15 protein-coding genes are annotated in these 19,371 nt (G+C 43.7%); 2 read left to right on the plus strand and 13 right to left on the minus strand.

The window, feature by feature from the left end; all coding sequences use genetic code 11:
- Positions 1-98 precede the first annotated feature (98 nt).
- From AC58QD_RS10910 to AC58QD_RS10955, 10 genes are all read right to left on the minus strand, one after another.
- On the minus strand, positions 99-566 hold the full coding sequence (locus AC58QD_RS10910) for a transposase domain-containing protein (protein WP_497332989.1): 468 nt from the start codon (positions 564-566) through the stop codon (positions 99-101).
- A 64-nt stretch (positions 567-630) separates the two neighbouring features.
- A complete protein-coding gene (locus AC58QD_RS10915; protein WP_497332991.1) occupies positions 631-1,920 on the minus strand; it encodes an extracellular solute-binding protein in 1,290 nt (429 codons plus the stop codon).
- Positions 1,921-2,068: 148 nt separating this feature from the next.
- Positions 2,069-3,052: a carbohydrate ABC transporter permease gene (locus tag AC58QD_RS10920; RefSeq protein WP_497332993.1), complete on the minus strand. Its 984-nt coding sequence runs from the start codon at positions 3,050-3,052 to the stop codon at positions 2,069-2,071.
- The gene (locus tag AC58QD_RS10925; RefSeq protein WP_497332995.1) at positions 3,049-3,948 is read right to left on the minus strand and encodes a carbohydrate ABC transporter permease; all 900 of its coding nucleotides are present in this window, start codon (positions 3,946-3,948) and stop codon (positions 3,049-3,051) included. Before AC58QD_RS10925 ends, AC58QD_RS10920 begins: the two co-directional genes overlap by 4 nt.
- A complete protein-coding gene (locus AC58QD_RS10930) occupies positions 3,945-6,176 on the minus strand; it encodes a DUF5696 domain-containing protein (protein ID WP_497332997.1) in 2,232 nt (743 codons plus the stop codon). Before AC58QD_RS10930 ends, AC58QD_RS10925 begins: the two co-directional genes overlap by 4 nt.
- Positions 6,169-8,226, minus strand: coding sequence for a YIP1 family protein (locus AC58QD_RS10935; protein ID WP_497332999.1), 2,058 nt, complete (start codon positions 8,224-8,226; stop codon positions 6,169-6,171). Before AC58QD_RS10935 ends, AC58QD_RS10930 begins: the two co-directional genes overlap by 8 nt.
- Positions 8,227-8,250: 24 nt before the next feature.
- Positions 8,251-9,108 (minus strand): carbohydrate ABC transporter permease, encoded by an 858-nt coding sequence (locus AC58QD_RS10940; RefSeq protein ID WP_497333001.1) that lies wholly within the window; start codon positions 9,106-9,108, stop codon positions 8,251-8,253.
- Between the two features lie 3 nt (positions 9,109-9,111).
- Positions 9,112-10,089: a carbohydrate ABC transporter permease gene (locus AC58QD_RS10945; protein WP_497333003.1), complete on the minus strand. Its 978-nt coding sequence runs from the start codon at positions 10,087-10,089 to the stop codon at positions 9,112-9,114.
- Between the two features lie 3 nt (positions 10,090-10,092).
- Positions 10,093-13,098, minus strand: a complete 3,006-nt coding sequence (locus tag AC58QD_RS10950; protein WP_497333005.1) for an extracellular solute-binding protein — start codon at positions 13,096-13,098, stop codon at positions 10,093-10,095.
- On the minus strand, positions 13,095-14,228 hold the full coding sequence (locus AC58QD_RS10955) for an ABC transporter ATP-binding protein (protein WP_497333007.1): 1,134 nt from the start codon (positions 14,226-14,228) through the stop codon (positions 13,095-13,097). Before AC58QD_RS10955 ends, AC58QD_RS10950 begins: the two co-directional genes overlap by 4 nt.
- Positions 14,229-14,650: 422 nt before the next feature.
- Between AC58QD_RS10955 and AC58QD_RS10960 the strand changes: the two genes are divergently transcribed.
- Together AC58QD_RS10960 and AC58QD_RS10965 are read left to right on the plus strand one after the other, a co-directional pair.
- Positions 14,651-16,024 carry an ABC transporter substrate-binding protein gene (locus tag AC58QD_RS10960; RefSeq protein WP_497333009.1) on the plus strand — a complete coding sequence of 458 codons (1,374 nt, stop codon included), beginning with the start codon at positions 14,651-14,653 and terminating at the stop codon, positions 16,022-16,024.
- 117 nt (positions 16,025-16,141) lie between these two features.
- Positions 16,142-16,516 carry a RidA family protein gene (locus AC58QD_RS10965; protein WP_497333011.1) on the plus strand — a complete coding sequence of 125 codons (375 nt, stop codon included), beginning with the start codon at positions 16,142-16,144 and terminating at the stop codon, positions 16,514-16,516.
- Between the two features lie 258 nt (positions 16,517-16,774).
- On the opposite strand, the gene AC58QD_RS10970 is transcribed toward AC58QD_RS10965, so the two are convergent.
- Genes AC58QD_RS10970 through AC58QD_RS10980 form a run of 3 tightly spaced genes read right to left on the minus strand, consistent with a single transcriptional unit; the run spans position 16,775 to position 19,359 of the window.
- On the minus strand, positions 16,775-17,566 hold the full coding sequence (locus AC58QD_RS10970) for a creatininase family protein (protein WP_497333013.1): 792 nt from the start codon (positions 17,564-17,566) through the stop codon (positions 16,775-16,777).
- Between the two features lie 53 nt (positions 17,567-17,619).
- Positions 17,620-18,222, minus strand: coding sequence for a carbohydrate-binding family 9-like protein (locus AC58QD_RS10975; protein ID WP_497333015.1), 603 nt, complete (start codon positions 18,220-18,222; stop codon positions 17,620-17,622).
- Between the two features lie 36 nt (positions 18,223-18,258).
- Positions 18,259-19,359, minus strand: coding sequence for a M14 family metallopeptidase (locus AC58QD_RS10980; RefSeq protein WP_497333017.1), 1,101 nt, complete (start codon positions 19,357-19,359; stop codon positions 18,259-18,261).
- Between the last annotated feature and the right edge of the window lie 12 nt (positions 19,360-19,371).

The raw sequence follows: 19,371 nt of genomic DNA on the forward strand, positions 1-19,371 counted from the left end.
ACGCTTACCGTTCGTTTTCCGGCGCTCGTAGGTCACTTGCTCCATCGGCGGCTCTTGTCCTTCAGGCGACGCAAGCACCTCGGCTTCGTTAAACAGATTTAGTTCCAATTGGTCTTCTCGCTCGATGCACCAAAGCGTTTTTGTTTCGCAAGACGGTTTTGCTCCTCATACCATTTGTTTTGACCGTTCGCTTCTGCTACTGTTTTACTGGTCGTCAAAAAATGATCTGCAAATTTGATCGAATCTTCATTTTTAGTTAAGGTCAAATATTCAATAAATTTCCATGCGGCCTCAGCATGCTTGCTTTTCCGATGAATACCAAAACCTTGAAGAGATAACGGATTCCCTCTCTTGCTACTTGCGAAATGGGGTAATGGGGCAATGCCTAGTTGATCCTTGTTACCTCCCCTAAAATTCGAAAATTCTGCACCAGCACCAGTTATTAACATCCCTAATTGACGCGCGTCAAATTTTCCATAATTTTCTATTACATTAACGGAAATCTTTTTATCTAGTTCACGATAGTATGAATTTAACCATTGAAGCCCCCTTTTATTGATCTTCAATTTGTCTCATCCTCTTCTGTTTGAAGATATTTCTCACCCAAAATACGGGCCCCAATACATTCTATTATGGCGTTGGGCTTTTCATCTGCTGAACGGTTTCGAGCTTCAAGCGGTTCATCTCTTGATCAATCTTTAATGCCAGGTTATACAAACTGGTCTGGATGTCTTTATCATCTGTCGTAAGCAGCTTTTGAAACTCGGCAGTCAAAGCTTCATTCCATGCCCTGTAGAAGAAAGGGTTGTTACTGCCCGATGATTTTGTCGCAACGTTCATCTCGTCTACAGCGATGCTCATGAGTGGATCCCTGCTTTGGCCCGTCGCTTGCGAAATCGATTTGCTTGTTGATAAATTATATTTCGCCAATTGATTCGTCGTTTCGTGGTTTGTTAAGGCGAGATACTCAATAAACTTCCAAGCTTCCACGGGATGCTTGCTTTTCTGGGCAATCCCATATCCGTAAAACTGGACCGGATTCGCTCGCTTACCGCCTGCGAAATGAGGCAATGGGGCATAGCTTAGCTTATCGTTCAATCCATTCCTTGTACTGGAGTAGGACACATACATTGATGTTTTGGAACTCGAGAACTCGATAAATGCATTCGTATCTGTCAATGGGCCTGTTCTTATTTTCGCTTCCTGATAATACGCATTTAACCATTTAAGCGTACGAACCGACTCCGGGCTATCCAAATACCCTACAGAAGTATCTCCTTTGGGAGATAACAAACCTTTTCCGGTGCTTCCCATTAGTAAATCAAGAGTAGCGATATTGTAAGCTAGTAAAGGATTTTGCATCTGGTTCGTTTGTTTCGAAATGTCTCTGAATTGCTCCCAGGTCCAATCTCCTTTCGGATATGCGACTTGAGCTCTATCGAATAAATCTTTATTGTATAACACGACAAGCGGATCGGCCGCATACGGCAACGCATACAATTTGTTATTTACCTTCGCTATATCGAGAATTCGATCATTGATGTCATTGTTCTTCGATACTGACAATTGTCTTGTCAAATCCAGCAATAATCCCTCCTTCTCGGCTAATTGATAAGAGTTGATAAATAAGGAAACGATGTCCTGCGGCTCCTTACTTTTCAGTTTCTTTAAAGCATCATCAGGAGTTAGTGAATCTACAACGACCGTAATTTGTGGATTTATCTTCTTGAAATTTTCGGCTGTCTCTTTTAATAGTTTAAGATAGGCATCTAAGGAAATCTTATCGAGACTTAGAAATGGAGCCTGAAAATGAATCTCAACAGGTTCTTCCGGTTCTGTTTTTTTGCCCTCATTACACGCGGATGTCACTAAAACGACTCCAAGCAGCATAGTAATACATAATAACTTTTTTGCCATCATATCTCTTCTCTCCCAATCTCTTGATAACACCGTTGTGGTTTTTCATGCGGAACAGAAAACGAGTGAAGAGGCCACGAACATTTTGTCATCGTCGCCTTCTTCACTCGTTGTTATTATGTTTAGTTTTACTTCAGATTCCTCAGCAGCTTTACTCGACCAAGCCCGTACGTTCAATACCTTCCGTAAACCAGCGCTGTGCAATCAAATATATAAGCAGGGGTGGCAATATGATTAGAAATGCTGCAGCCATCTTGGGACCTTCCGAAACCGGATCTTTCCCTACCTGAATGCTCATGCTCTGCGCCGTGTCACCCAATAATACCGTTGGCAGATCATCTAGTCGTAAAGAAAGCGGAATAAATTCTTTATTTAAAAACATGGACGGTTCATAGTACATATTCCAGTACCAAACGAACGAAAACAAGAAAACGACGAGACATGCCCCGCTTGCCAATGGAAGCATAATCCGGAAGAATAAGCGGAATATGGAGGCTCCATCTATTTTGGCCGCTTCTTCCAATGCTTTTGGCTGCGCCAAGAAAAATTGCCGGAAAATGATGATAAATAAAGCTCCACGTACTCCTTGAGCGAGCAAAGCAGGCACCAGAAATACAAACGGTGTGTTTAGCCAGCCAAGCTTACTGAACAGCATATAAAGTGGAATACTCGTAATTTCCGGGGGTACGATGAAAGTAACCAGGATCATGATAAAAAATAGGGTTTTACCTGGAAATCTAAGTCGAGCCATAGCATAGCCGGTTAATGCACATGAGAAGACTTGGAACAAAGATCCAAAAAATGCAATTAAGAACGTATTCCCGAAGGCTTCCGGATATTGAAGCCCCTTCCAAGCGTCGATAAAATTTTTAAAATAGAAGTCTCTAGGTATTACTCCGACAGAAGGATCGATCAAGTCTTCCAAGCTTTTTAAGCTTGTGGAAATCATATCAATGATCGGTCTTACATACAAGAATGCTATAACGGTCAACAGGGCAATCATAATCGTCTTGGCGAGTAAACCGTCATTCATGTTCTGTCCGAGCAGAAATTTATTAACTCTTTGCGCACGCCGGGTTGATACCGTTCGCAGCACTTCCGTCTTCGCTTGTTGATACGTCTCTGCCAATTTCATCGCCGTTCTCCTCCTCTATTCTTCGTCGCCCTGTAGGTCAGTAATAGAGTCAAGCCAATCATCAATAAGATGATCAGGAAATACAACCACGCTTGCGCGCTTGCATAACCATACCCGGTAGTTGGAGAAAACATGTTGTTTCGCACAATGTCAAGCACCTTATTAAACGGAAATGTGAATAAATCAACGATGGTGTAAATGGCATTCAGTCCCATAAAAGGAATCATGCCGGGAAATGTAATTTTCCAGAAGCTTTCCCACGGAGATGCACCGTCTACACGGATCGCTTCATAGATAGACTTGGAAATCGTTTGAAAGCCTGCAATAAAAATTAATATCTGTACACCGGAGTACCATAAGATAATAACCATTCTACTTAAAACACTCATTATAGAAGTAGTTGTTCGATCACTAAAATATTGCCGGATAATAGGCTCCAGATTGTACTGTTCGATAAAGGGCAGTTCTCCTGCTCCTTGCGTGAACAATTCCAACAGTACTTGACCAGTTGCAAAAATAACGGGAAGAAAAAAGATGGCACGCATTAACCCTCTTCCCGGAAATTTCTGGTTAAGCACCAAAGCAACGAAAAATGAAAAAATAAGGATTAACGGAATGACCAGCAGCATTTCTTGGAAATGCGTATACAAGGCAATGGGATAAGCATTGTCCTGAACCAGCATCCTTTTATAATTGTCTAAACCGACCCAATTGTATTTAAACGATCCGCTAGAGGGGATAACCTTATTAAAGCTGTTGAATAGGGAAGAGCCCACTGGGAAAGCGACAAAAACCGCAAAGCCAATCATCCAAGGGAGCATAAACAGATAGCCAACTCCATAGTCCTTCAGGTGGAACAGGAGGAATCCTTTGCGTCGTTCTTGTTTGCTGATCATCTTGCTCCCCCCTTCGTTACATCGAATCGTTTCAAGTTGTAATTCACTGTAACACTGGTACCATCCTCGTATGTTGTTCTGTAGATTCCTTGAGCTAGTTTCTCATGATTGATCATTTGCTGATTGTACACCGCAGCTAATTGATTGAACTTCTGGTACTCATCGACGATTCGGTCTTTCCAAACGGAATATTCGCCACTATAAACGAATCCATAATCGGTTTCATTTAAGACTCGGCTTTCTGAATAAGTCAATCTGAAAAACGGAATAGCGCCATATTCGATCGCTTTAAGCATTTGCACATCATATACATCACGTAAATTACCAGCCAAAGAAGTATACTCAACAGCACCATGGATAACCATTTGATAAAATGGCACCGTTTCATCGATCATAAAATCGTAGCTGGAAGAAAAAGGAATCGCCTCGATAAAATCGACGTGACGGAGTGAATAATCATTTCCGCGGACGGCCCCGACTGTACCAAGTTGTTCTCGTGCATATTCCAGCAGCGAGTCGAAGTAGTGAGCCGTATCCTTACGTGAAAGTGGTTCGCTTTGATTATAATCGCTATACAGTTGATTTCCCGGTCCGTCGAAATAATGGATCCCATCAACTCCAATTTCCTTTAATTGATCGATTACTTCCTTCTGCCCGCGTACTGCTTTGATGGGATTGACGATGAAACGTTCACCTGGATCCAGCAAAACAGCCTTATCAATGCCGCGAATGCCATCACTCTTTGCATAGAAGAACGTATGTTCCGGGTTCTTCCATGCCATGTATTCCTCGAATAATACTTTGATGCCCTTCTCGTGCATCGCCTCGATAAATTGCTTGGCCCCTTTAGTTCCTCCTATTTGTTGAACAACAGGGAAACGATAGTCCGTTTGTGCGTAACCGCTGTTTTGCCAGCCTTGATACGTAACTCTAATATTAGAGATACTATGCTTCTGCAAATCATCTACCATTAGTTCTGCTTGGGAGAACGTTGTCGCACTCTCATAGCCCTTACCTCCAAATTTACGCTTGGCGGCCCCACCAATAATAGACAACATTAGGGGTATTTGTTCCGTTGCTTTCAACTTTGTTGTAAGTATTCCGTTCTCCTGAAGGTATGATCGATAAGCATGAGCCATCCCTGTATAGTTGGCCTCATCGCCTGAGAGTAAACGGTATTCAATCCGACGGTCTTCATGAACCCGATCCTTCTGGATCGTACTTATGACTTCAAACGTAATGCCGCTTACTCTACGTCCATACTCTTGTCGGTAATTGAAATTGGCGCTCACCGTATTGTAGCTTGAAATGTTACCAGGTAATACGGCTTTAACAGAAGTGGTGTATTGTCCTTCCCTAACAATGGCTGCAAAAGCCTGATTACCTCGTTTTAATCCGAATACGGGATAAGTGATTGGCTCTCTTGGAATCACCCTTGTATAGAAATTCTTTAGGTTTGCAGGATCATCACCGTACATAGGAAAATCATAAACCGTTCCAATGCTCGGACGTTTCCGGTCATAATAGACCAAGCCGCCAGGACCATCCGGAACGAATAGATAGCCTTGCTCCTCTGACTTAGATACAGCTCCAAAAAAAGGAAGAACGTTAAGCGAGAATATTTTTATATCACCTGTTTCGATTACCCCTACGTCAGGTACCATTACCTCTAATCCATGGTCGGTTAACATATATTGAATGACAAATGAGAATTTCAACTCCGCATATGTATAAGTGGCTTGAATGCCACTATTGCCCATAGCCGTATATTGGATCGTCACTTTCGGGTCCTTCGTATTGGTAACCGAACGCTTCGTTTCCGTACCCGCCGTATATTCCAAAATATAAGGGGACTGCAGGTTATCAAGCAAAGTAGCCTTAACGGTTTCTTGGGCCAGTTTACTGTTTTCCGGATTGCTTCGCCATAAGTAGCCATTCTGTTTATTCAGTACGGTGATTTGGCTCGTCTTTGGATCTAGATGCAAAGAAAATTTTCCATTTTCTGCAACTTTAGCAAAGCCCTCGGCATTAACAGCCTGAGGTTTCCACTCATCCCCTTGTACTACGGGTAATGTAACGAATTGGGGTGCTCCGATATTCATCGCAATCAGCTTCGGCAATGTATCACGATTCGAAATCCATAAGACCACAGCGAGCAGGACGATTACGGCACCGACTATTGCTTGTATCCATAGCTTTTTCTTTAACGGCCATAATCGGCTAACCATTGAAGGTCACCTCCCGGTAAATCTGTTCCAGGAAATCGTACAGGTTGATACTTAGCCCGGAAATAATGATCACAAACACCCATATTACTCCGATTGTAAACACTGTGATCCCTGCATTTTTTAACGCCTCTACAAAATCAAAATTATGAATCACTTGCGTCATCACGAAGAGATTTACAATGATCCAAATCCACATGATTTGTTGAATAATATCAATAATGATCCATTCCTCAGCGACCAAAATGTGCGAAAGAAGAATGGTAGGGATCGTCATGACGATGTAGGGTACGATGGCAAAGGTGCTCGCTTGCAATACTTCCCGGAAACGTCCTTCTCCTCCCTTTACGGTGCTTACCAAATAGTTGGCGATGACCCATGTTATCCATGGCAATGTCAGCAAACCAATGGACATTTTGACATTATACCTGCCCAAGTCATAAGGATAGGCAATAAACCCTGAACCAAATATAGAGACTACATGAACAGCAGCGGCAAGTAGAAGAATAAAAATCAGGACGAAGAAAGAGATTTTCCGATCCTTTAAACGATAAAATCCTTCGTACGGATGTATCATTAGATAGAACGTATCCTTAAGCTCCTTTACATACTGCTGCAGCAGTGGCGGCCATGTTCTTCGTCGAGCAGCTGCTGCCCCTTTTCTCCACAGGAACACAAGCCCCCATATCACAGCAACCAGAATAACAAAAGAAAGGAAGAGATACTTTTGAATCCAATCGTACCGAATGTTCCAGAAGGCGTCGGAATAACCTTGTGCATCACTGGATTGTTTAAAATAGTCCAATGCTTCTTCATACCGTTTTTCATGCAGAGCGATCTTCCCTAATCCATTAAATGAAATGTTGATCATCCCATTCTCTTTGGCGACTTCTGCCCAAAACGATTTACTTGCCTCATAGTCACCTTCAAAATAGTGATGAGCAGCCGTCATAAATGCATTCCCAAAGCTTGTGCGTACAAACACATGGATCAGATTCGAACGGCTGTCCGCTACCCACAGCTCGTTTTTCCCATTAATGGCAATACTGCTCGCGTAGCTCGTAACCCCCAGCTGTCTTGCATTTTTATTGCCTTGTGTGAAATAGAACAGTACATTACCCATTGGATCATAAATCGAAATTTCCCCAAATTCCCGATTCATCCCGTACAAGAAACCATTCTTGTCTACGGTCATATCGACCAATTGAAATTCGCGGAAAGATTTGTTTTTGAAAGAGTCTACTCCTCCAGCGTTCAGCTTTTTTATTTGACCGTCACTAACGTTGCCCATGCTAGTCGTAAAAAGAAAACCATCATCGGAAAGGGTTATATTCTGGATGGCATTTGGTCGTTTCGCTACTTCCTGGGCTAGCTGAACTTTAGTATATGTGGCTCGCTTTAATCGATCCAACCAGGTGAGCGTCGCTTTATTGGCCCCGAAAAAGCCGGTAAACTTCCCTTCAGCATTCAACCTCAGCAAACCTTGATACGAATCCTTTACAACAACATAGATGAACCCTCTATTGTCAACTACCAGCTTAGTCGGTACAAAGAAATAGTCCTCTCCAAGCAAATTTGACTCTGGTTTTGCAAACACTTTATCAAATCGGCCGTTCGCGTCAAATTTAACAATCGTTTTACTACCCGTATTCGCCACATAGATCGTTCCGTCATCGGCAACAAATACTCCTTCTGGCGAGCTTAGCTTGCCTGGACCTTCTTCAGTACCAATACTTCGGATGAACTCTCCCCCTGCATTCAACTCTACAATGCGATCGTTATTTGAATCGGCTATATAAACATGGTCATTGCTGGCAATAAATAAATCACTTGGTGCCTTTAGGGGCACCTTCATATTGTTGCCGTCAATAATTCTGTCCGGAATGTAGATCGGTTGAGTTCTAGTGAAATTATAGGTCAATGGATCTAAATAAAAGGTTGCATAAGGTAATTCGGCTAAAGCAATCGACGGCATGAGTAAGCAAAGTAAGCACAGCATAGCAACTATTTTTGCTCTTAAGTTCAACATACCGGGTGCGGTACGGCTAATCATTGGCAAGCCCCCTCGTTATCCATTTTATTTCACACCCGAGTGCAGCATCGTCTGGATCATTTTTCGCTGGAATAGCAAGAACAATATTAGGTTCGGTAAGAACATCAGTAGACCGGCTGCTGCTCGTATACTGGCCGCCGCAACACCAGGGACGCTTGCTGTTAAGCTGGACACATAAAAAGCTAATGTTTTCATTGTCTCCTTCGTCATATAGAGTGTAGAAGTTTCTATATCAAAAAATACGGCCTGGAAAGTAATAATCGTAACAGTAGCAACCGCTGGTGCTGTTAATGGAATGATGATCCGGGTGAAAATGTACATTTCGCCCGCACCATCCAGCTTGGCCGCTTCAATAAATGCATCCGGGATCTGCTCGATAAACTGCTTCATTAAAAATACAGCTATCGGTGAAGCGATAAATGGCAACACATGGGCTAAATATGTATCCTTCATCCCTAGGCCGCTAATAATTAGATAACGCGGGATAGCTACGGTTTCTGGAGTGAACATCAGACCAAGCATAATCATGGCCATAATGAATGTTTTAAAATGAAAGCGATGCTTCGATAGAACATACCCCGCCATCGTACTAACAAGAATGACAGTAACTGTAGAAATCGCTGTTACAATAACGCTATTAAACAAATACCGTGTAGCCGGGACAAGTCCTGCTGACGTATGGAGCAACAGTTGCTCAAAATTGCGCCATGTTGGGTGTTGAACAAAGATCGTTGGCGGATATAAAAACAGCTCGTTTAAGGGCTTAAATGCATTGTTAAACAAAAAGATGATAGGAATTAGCATAAAGATGCCCAAGGCGCTCATGAATGTAATTAGAAACACCCGGGGGAGAGTAACATGCTTGCGAATAGTACGAATCACTTCTTATTCCCCCTTCGATCCAAACAGTTTATAACTCAGCTTCATGAGCCCCAAGCTCATGATCAGCAATACGACAGACAATGCAGACGCATATCCCCACTCATATCGTAAATAAGCGTAATCATCGATATGATTCGCCATCAGATGACCGGCGTACTGGGGCGTGATGGTTAGCCCTGTGAGCTGGGTAGATATGGTCCCAGCCCTTAGCGTTGCGACAATGGCCATGACCGCACTGAAAAGCATTTGCGGTTTCATGGACGGGATCGTAATATAATACACTTCCTGCAGGCTGTTCTTGATCCCATCAAGTCTCCCTGCTTCATACAGCTCCGTATTCACGGTCTGTAAACCACCTAGCATGGCCAAGAATCCGACCCCCATGCTGGTCCATAATGTAACAAGAATCATAACGTTCATCAAATATTTGGGATCCTGCAGCCATAGTTGCGGAGCATCAATGAATCCAAAGCGCATTAACACTGTGTTTAAATATCCAACTCTGTCTCCGCTGAAAGTGGCCGCCCATATTACCGATAAAGCGACACCCCCAACCATAGACGGCGCGTACATGGCAAGAGTAACGTAATCGCGTATGCTTCTTGGCAATTGATGAATAAGCCATGCGAACACGAACGATAATATATAACCTCCCGGACCGACGATGATGGCGAATTTCAACATATTCGGTATCGTATACTTCATGAATACGATATCCTGTGTAAGCATGTATATAAAGTTGCTGAAACCAATGAATCTAGGAAATTCAATTCCATTAAAGGAAGTAACGCTGAGTAAAGCCGCCATTAAGACAGGAACGATAATAAAACCAGCAAAGCAAAGCAAGAAGGGTGCTAGAAACAAATACGACATCCTTGACTGCCAACATTCTCGCAAAAATTTCTTCAATCGTCGTATAGCCCTGGGGGAAGTCGATCCCGGCTGTATTGTAACAACCTTGGTCAAATGTACGGGTTCCATAGTTTACTCCCTTCTGTAAGGTGTATTATACGGTGTAATATGCAAATCATCATTCGATGTAATCCCAAATTCCACTTGCTTGCGCATCATTTCGCGCTGCAAGGACATTTCGGATTTGTCCAAAGCTTCTCTAGGCGGTTCTCCACCTAACACAGAGTTGGTCCAGGCAAAATCCATTTCCCGTGTCAAGAAATAATGACCGGGAACATACGGCACATTTTTCGCCCATTGATCTTGCTCATTCAGCGCCTTTAAGTCATCCTCCGACCAAGGCAACGTTTGCATCGCTTCTATGTTGGCCGTATACCAGCGGAATGTAGTGCCAACAAAAGATTCGATATCGTTTCCAAACCGACTTTGGATTGCATTAGACGTCCACCAGTCCAAAAACTTCCAAGCTTCTTCCTTACGCTCGCTTTTCTTCATCATAAAAGCCGAGGTAGTCTCTTGTGGCGCCCAACGTGCAACCGTACCGTCTGGTCGCTTAATGCCCGGCAGTGGGACCATCTTCCAACGTCCATCAAGCTCCGGAGCTGCTGCCATTAATTGAATGTTTAACATAAAATCACTTATACCGATCGGCATGTCCCCGGATCGGAAATGGTTAATGAATGCTGGAACATCTTGGGGCAAGCTATATTTGGTGAACAATTCTGTGTATTGTTTAAATGCGGCCAGTCCTTCATTGCTCGTAAGCTGAGATTGTAAACCATTTGTTGTAAAAAACTCCGCTTCATGCTGATAATACGGCAAAGCATAATGGAAGGTATATGCGGCCGAGACAGTGAGATTAGAATGAATCGTTTTATCCATCGTTCTTGGGTATTTGAATGTCATGCCGTTTTCTTGCAGTGTCGGCAATAATCGCATCACATCATCCCACGTATCCGGCGGCTCAATACCAAGTTGATCAAATATGTCTGTTCGATAAAACATCATATTATAAGTTTGGGTCTCAGGCAGGCCGTATATTTTATCCACATATTGATAGGAACGCATAATACCAGGATTGAACCGCTTCATTACTTCTTCGAAGCCTTCAAAATGTGTCAAGTCCTCTGCTGCTCCGCGCATCGCAAAGTCAACCGGTGTCTCCATATCAATCCCCAGAGCCAAATCCGGTTGGTCACCAGCAGCATTTCCCATCAACAGTAGGTTCTGATTGCCCTGAGCCTGAATAAGGTTGACATTTACTCTAATTCCCGTTTTCGGTGTAAAGTCTTCTTCGATCAAAGTTTTCAACAAGTCGACATAATCCCGACCTCGCTGCACCCAGATTGTCAGAGCATTATCGTCACCCTTCTCATTGGAGTCATATTTCTCGAAGAAAGAACGGACGAAATTAACCGATGCGTATTGGATCTTATCCCATGTGTTCGGCAGCTTTAGCTCGGGTTGCGTTTGGGGGGTGCGCACAACGATATAATCAAGCTGCAAAGGTTGGGCTTCAATAGGTGTAATCCACGTAGTTAGACCCGAGGTAATATCCGAGAAAGAGGTAACACGATTTGGAATGTCATTTATATCTTCCTGCAGCTCTTTGATTACATTAATGAGCGTCATCAGGGCTGTAATCGGGTCAGTAACCTCCTGATTTAATCCCAGCAGGTAGCTTCGTACGAGCTCCATATCATCCACAAGTGATTGCAGCTTTGTTTCTATATCCGGATCAAACTTCTTAACATCCCAAGTTCGCGCTGTATCGAGATTTTGTTCTCCTCCGATTCCATAATTGCCTGACAATGTGCGAATATTTTGCTCGATTGCCTTAACCCGAACACTCAATTCGTTCAATGCGATGATCGCCGGACGAATGAGGGAGTTATCTGCGATCAGCTTAAGTTGATGTTTCCCTTCGGATAAATAGAACAAATACGGATTTCCATTATCATCAGCAATTGATTTGATCTCCAATGAGCTGTTTGGAGCAATACGATAATGAAGCATTTCCTGGAAAGGCACCTTGCCGTCAATCATAACGGTGCGATAGGAGTATGCGTTTCCGTAATAGCCTTGAAAATATTTCATATCTATCGCATAATAACCGGTTTCGGGGACGGCAATTTCCCATTCCACCGATTGGCCTGGCTTCTCCCAAGTACTACCGCCCATTGTGTTATACACTAGTCTGCCATTCGCGGCCGGTGATACGAAAGGCTCGGAAACTGCCACCGATCTTGTACTGACGGCCGACTTCTGGTTGAATTGTTCCGCTTCTACCAGCTGATACCAATTGCTTAATAAGCTTGCCCCTTTATTTTTACTTACATATTCGTCATAAGATGGGATCTTATCGGGCGAAGTAAATGTAAGCGAATACAAGGAGACTGGTTCCTTAATGCCTACAAACCGGATTGTATGAGTTCCTTTCGTCAACGCCCAGCGAAATGGCACTGAGGACTGGGCATAATTGGATAACTTCACTGTATTCCAGCCTTTTACCTCTTGCTGTAACGGTCGGACTTCATTGTTGATGGAATTGCGATCATAAGGGTATTTGCTATCTTTCCATTGCCGGTCAAGCACAATACGCTCTGCCTCTTCGAACAAATACTTGCCGTCGATTTGTATTCCTCTGACGATTTCTGAGAAGCTTCCCTCAATAGGCAAATAATCGATTGCCAGCTCGTACAGCCCTTCCTGTGGAACCTCAACCTTCCACTCAACCCAACCCTTCCCGTTCTTCCAATCGACTACGGTCGATTTCTTCGTTTCATCTTGTCGCTTCACAATACTTGCGTCCGCAGATGCATCGCTGTATTGAGCCGCAAGCACCGTCACTGAGGCATTCTCCGACGGCTTGAACTTCTTGTATTCGTCGCTACGAATCCATTGCACATACGACAGGGGCTTGAAGCCGGACGCTTGTGTTGATAATCGCAACTCAGACTGGTCAAGCACCGGAAAAGTTTCCTGTTTACTTGATAAAGCACGCCAGGTAAAAATCAGTACAACTCCTAATAGAAGGATGCTGATTATGACGATCCCGTTATTCCAACGCCGCTTCATGATGTGATGACCCCCTGAGCGGTCAAGGATAATCCGCTGTCTTTGTCAAAAAAGTGCGCATAATCCATACGAAGCACCAGTTTAATGTTATCTCCTGGTATAATAGGTGTATGCGCTTCCGTTCGCGAGATTATGGTTTCTTCACCTGATTTTGCATATAAAAACGTATTTGAACCCATTGGCTCCCTTGCATCTACTGCGGCTGCTATTTGCCAATCAGGATATTTTTCCAGTGCCCAGGAATCGCAAACCACGTACTCCGGCCGAATTCCCATAACCACTTGACGCAGATTTGTACGTGCCGCTCGAATAAAAGGATAGAAGCTCTCCGGAATGACAATTCTAAATCGTTTGTTATCAAAAAAGAATTCACTACCTTGGGATAAAATCGAACCATTAATGAAATTCATCTGTGGGGATCCAATAAAACCAGCAACAAACATGTTGGTAGGATGATCATATAATTGCTGCGGCGGAGCCACCTGCTGAATTCTCCCTTTATCCATTACTACTATTCGGGTTCCCATCGTCATCGCTTCCGTCTGATCATGAGTTACATAAACCATTGTCGTTTTTAATTCGCTGTGCAGCTTGCTGATTTCCATCCGTGTCTGCGTCCGCAGTTTGGCATCCAGATTGGATAGAGGCTCATCCATAAGAAAAACTTGCGGCTCCCTTACAAGGGCACGTCCTAATGCTACACGCTGCTTCTGTCCCCCTGACAATTGACTGGGCTTTTTCGTTAAGAAATGGGAAATCTCAAGCATTTTGGCCGCACGATTGACACGCAGCTCAATATCATGCTTGGCAACCTTGTGAAGCTGTAGTCCTAATGCCATATTCTCATATACGGAAAGATTCGGATAAAGGGCATAGTTCTGAAATACCATAGCGATATCGCGATTCTTCGGAGAAACATAATTAATGAACTTGTCATCTATGTATATATCACCCTTGGAAACGTCCTCCAACCCAGCCAGCATTCTAAGCGTTGTTGACTTGCCGCAACCAGAAGGCCCAACCATGACCAAAAACTCACCGTCGGATACGTCTAGATGGAAATCATTAACCGATGGATTGGGCTCCCCTTTGTAATACTTATATACATGGTTGAAAGCTACACTTCCCATAAATTCTCTACCCCCTTGATATTAAACATGAAAACTTTTCGGATATATGAATAAATGATATCAAATAATCAAAATAACGTAAATATAAATATTATTTCATAATAGACTTATGCAAACTGATCCAATATCTGTATATAATTCGTCATTTATCGTATATATGAAATTTATTTCTTGACATGAAATGTAGCCGTGATAAAATCGAATCAGAAAGATCCAACATGAATGCGCTTACCTACGGAGTTGTAGAGAATGATTACATAACAAGGAGGGGTATCAAAACTATTAAACCATGTGAATCGAGAATTCTTCAAATTTGATCACATGGTAAGATGCGACATTCCATGTCGCCGATGTCAGGTAAGGATCAGGGTGTCTGGTTTTTAGTTCTTATTATACTTGAATTATTATTTGGAGGCGATCAAATGAATTTCAGAAAAAACAAAAGTTCCCGGAAATTTACAATTATCAGCACGATTATATTCCTTCTTGCATTTCTGCCTATCCTGGCAGCTTGTTCAAGCGGTAAAGGGGGATCCAGTCCGACAGTAGCACCAACTGTCGCGGCCTCGGCAACAGCGAGTGCAGCTCCAACTCCGACTCCGAAGAAAGACCCTGTTACATTAAAATTATTGACTTGGAATCCAGCACCCTTCAAACCGTTGTTTGATGAATTCACTAAAATGTACCCATGGATCACAATAGATGCCAGCACCAAAATTAACGGCGGTATCGTGAAACACGTAATTGCTGGCGAAGCTGCTGACCTTGTATTCCTTGACAATGGGTTAACAGAATGGATGTCAGGCGAGCTGTTGGAAGACTTGACACCCTATGTTAAGAAGGATCAAAGAATCCAAAGCGCTAAGAAGCTTGACGGTCTATTGGAATCGTTTGCTACCGGCGGCAAACAATGGGTCGTACCATTCTCCGACATTCCAATGTGGATAATCGTCAACAAAGACTTGATGAAAAAATACGGAATGACTATGCCGAAGAATGACTGGACTTACAACGATTTCCTAGAAATGGCTAAGAAAGCAACCAATACCGCTTCCAACGATTGGGGAATGGTCGGTATGGGCCATGAATTTACGAGCATTATGACAATGGCCAATGGAACAGCCGATAACTTCCGTTACATGAACAAAGATTCTTCCAAGAGCGTAGCGAATACGCCAGCGATACAGGAAGACTTCAAGTGGGCTTCTGAATTGACAACTAAATGGCACGTACAACCAACCGCACAAGAACAAAAAGATTTGGGTATGACTGGCGATGCAGAGGCCATTTTCATTAAAGGTAATGTTCTTTTTATGCTTGGTGCTGACTGGATGCTACCAACGATCCAAAAAGCAAGCTTTGAGTGGGACGTTCTGCCAATGCCTAAGGGCAAAAAGGTACAAGCAACGATTCACCAAGCAGGACCGATCGGTATTCCGAAGGCGTCTAAGCATAAAGAAGAAGCATTCCTGTACATCAGCTTTTTGTTTGATATAGCAGCACAAAAGAAAATGATCGAAACTGGCTCCAGCGCCTTCGTTCAAGATCCTGCCTTGGATAAATATTTCGGAGAAGTGCCTCTCTGGAAAGGCAAAAACGTATCCGCACTTCAATTGTCTGCAAAAATGTGCTGTTTCTCCAGCGATCCGCGCGTAGCTGATCTTGGCACAGTAGCTGGGGTTAATGCAGCCATTGACAAGGCCATTCGTGAGGGTACAAGTATAAGCGACATCTTCCCTAAAGTTGAAGCCTACAATACGAAAGCAGAGGCAACTCGTAAAACGTTAGGCTGGTAAGCCAATTGTAGGTTAGTTAGGTAGAGGCTGCTGAGAGTAGCTCAGTAGCCTCCCCTTTCCTAATAACGAATTCGTTGACCCATCAGGTGAAATTTTCTGCAGAAAGGAACATGAGTGTTGGATACGAAGATAGAAAAATACGGAATGGAAGAAGTTCCTTTCTCATCTGCTACACAAACAGAATCGCTGCTGTTCGTATCCGGTCAAGGGGGAATCGATCCGCATACCGGTGAAGTGGCGGCCGACGACCTGGAAATCCAGACTAAGTTAACGCTCCAGAACATTGAATGCATTTTGTCCGAATCGGGTTTAACGTTAAGGGATGTTGTGAAAGTGAATGTCTTTTTAACGAACCGCAACCATTACGAACAATTTAACATGATTTACTCCCGACTATTCCCATGTCCATACCCGGCACGAACGCTTATTTACTGCGAACTGAATTTTGACTTGCTAGTAGAAATTGATGTAATTGCCAAGTTGAGAAAATAGTCAATGGATATATTGATGACAATGGTAACGATAACATCCGATACCCACTTTTTGGGGAGTCACGAGTTGCTTTAATCGTTCTCCCCAAAAATAATTAGTAAATTTTCCTTCACAGTACTTCCCCGCTGAAAGCATGTCTCCTTCTCCGGTTATCCCAAAAATAGTTTTTAACAATAGGTAACAACCCATCATGTAAACCCGCTTCGCAGAGGCTTAGAATGATGAGTTGTTGTTTTTTTCTTGTCCAACCTTCAAATTTCAGACTGTGCCGATGCTCTTTTCTCCCTGTTCCATCGATTGATACACTTGCACGAGCCATTCCGCAACACTTTGACTGATCACATCTAAATACAAATGGCCTTTGTCCTTAGTTGCTTTATGAGGCGAATCCGTATATCCGTCAACCCCGGTCAGCTCTTTATGCCGGCCAATGAATGTCCCTGGAGGACCAGAATTGATCCAATCACGCTGTTCATGCTCAACCGATACCCGATCAGCATGAACCAACTCTTCTCGCAATGCCAGAACAGCTGCCGTTTCGAATCCTCCTGCATGTCCTGGCACCATCCCGACTTCATCGGCATTCACCTTCTGTAACGCTTCACGTGAGATGCTCCAGTAAGAAGCCGAAGCTGTCCAAACCGGATGCTTGACTGCAAGATCGTTAGCTGTTTGGTGCATGATCGGATCATTTCCGCCGTGCCCATTCACGAAGACGATTTTACGAAACCCGTTCGAAACGAGACTTTCGCCAATGTCACGTAGCATCTGCAAATAAGTGGCAGAAGAAAAGGACAAAGTTCCCCCGAAGGCAAGGTGATGATTCGAGCAGCCTACCGTAAGCAGCGGACAAAGCAGCACCGGGATTGATTGCGCCGCTTTTTGAGCCGCTTCCCTTGTAATATGACCGCCTATCAAACTATCGGTAAAGACAGGGAGATGGGGACCATGCTGCTCTGTAGCGGCTAATGGGACAACGGCCATATATCCTTCTTGGGCCTTCGCAGTAATTTCTTCCCTTGTATGATCCTGATATAAAAAGGATTTCATATGTAATCTCCTCTCAATGCGATGCGATTCGATGTAATATGTGTCGGGTAAAGTCATCTCTTAAACAAAAGAGTTCCAAATCGTGATGAGATATGATAATCCACGGCTCCTGTCGGTGACCACGCCTGAAAATGCCGCTTCCCGTTACGATCTTCATCAATCCGATAAAAGTTGATCCGCCACTCCGTTCCCTCTTCAGGTGTCTTTTCAAAGTTGCTGAACGGCAATTTAATCAGATAGATGCGCTTATTACCTTCCGTAAAGACATCCGTCACAAGACCATCCGCGTCCCAATCCGTATTTACAATTACTTTTCCATCTTTATTCTCAACTTTGGCATCGAACACAACGTTCAGAGGGCTGAACTCCAGCTCCAAATACCGCTTACCCATGCCCTCTTCATCAATGAACACTTCCACTACGTCTTGATCATAGAGAGGGTCATCCCGCTTAGTTAAGTCAGCTACCACATAGTCATCGCTGCATTCGAATTGAATATACAGCGCCTCTTCATTCCAAAATGTTCTCACTTGAGTCGGTTCTTCGACCTTTTCTCCGTTAACGACATCAACAAGAGATTCCGGATGCAGACTTTCCCAACTATGATCTTCAATCTTGACATACTTACATATTGTCGTCATTTTTTTCTCGTTCATCTTCCCAATCTCCTTCTGGTTAAAAGTGGTGATCGGTCATACCTTCTCCATATACACTTCTAATGCCTGCGCCATACGCCCGCCGAACGAACGAAGCGAGTCCACTGTAACCCGCATATCGGCATTGCCGAAATACGGAATCTCCATTGAGAACGCCATCTGCACATCCCGGTTGATCATGAACGAGGAACAGGTTGGATTCGGCAGGTTCCAGTCCTCCCCTTTTTCAATATCGTGAACAGGATCGTAACTCATCCCGCAATCATGCATTCCCGACGTGAGCTCCTTCAATAGTTGTCCGAATCGTTCAATTCTGCGGTCCGCTTCCGTGCCTGTCTTGACGATGAATACATGGTCATTTCGTTCCCCCCATTTGTAAGGGCAGTGGAAATCGATGCCAATCACGGGTTGGAGATCGCTTACATATCGAATTATCCCACGAGTCACTTCATAAATGGGCTGATCCGTATAATCCCGATTATGATCGTGTGGCGCCCTCCCTTTACCTTGGTCCCCGTTCTCCACCCCGTCAATGTCTACGAATGGAATATAGTGGATGCAAATTTGATCGAGAATTCCTGATGAGGGATGCTTCAATATTAATTGCTCCAATAACCCTTCTATTAAGTAATTCACCGTCGATTCACATGCATGGTGACGGCTGCAGAAGAAGATTCTCCACTGCGCATCAACGTTGCCCAATATCAGGATAGGCACTTCTCTCTTTTGCTCGGACGTACAGAGAGTTTCCCTCCGCACATGAGGACTGTCCTTGTACAGATGATAAAAGCTCTCGAAATGTTGCAGCTGGTAGGGCAGCGAAAATGCAAAATAGACTTCAGGGTGGTCCGCTGTAAACTGGAATACAAAGGACTCTCGGTTCCGTAAGCTCGGTTCCCCTAGCCATGCCCAGTTAATACCGTCATAACTATATGCTGGCCCCCAAGGTCCAAGCACCTCTCCATTCGTGAATTCAAAGACTATTTCTCGTTCTTCTTCACAGCGCGCACAAAAATTCCAATAAAACCACCAATTGACGGAGTCGCGGATATCCTGCTCCAGCTTAATGACAAACCGATGATCACTGGAAACAGTCTTAATGTTAGCACCTGCATAATCCGAACGAATATGTATCATTTTCGATCCCTC

This window comes from Paenibacillus sp. J2R1T-4, from assembly GCF_059692235.1.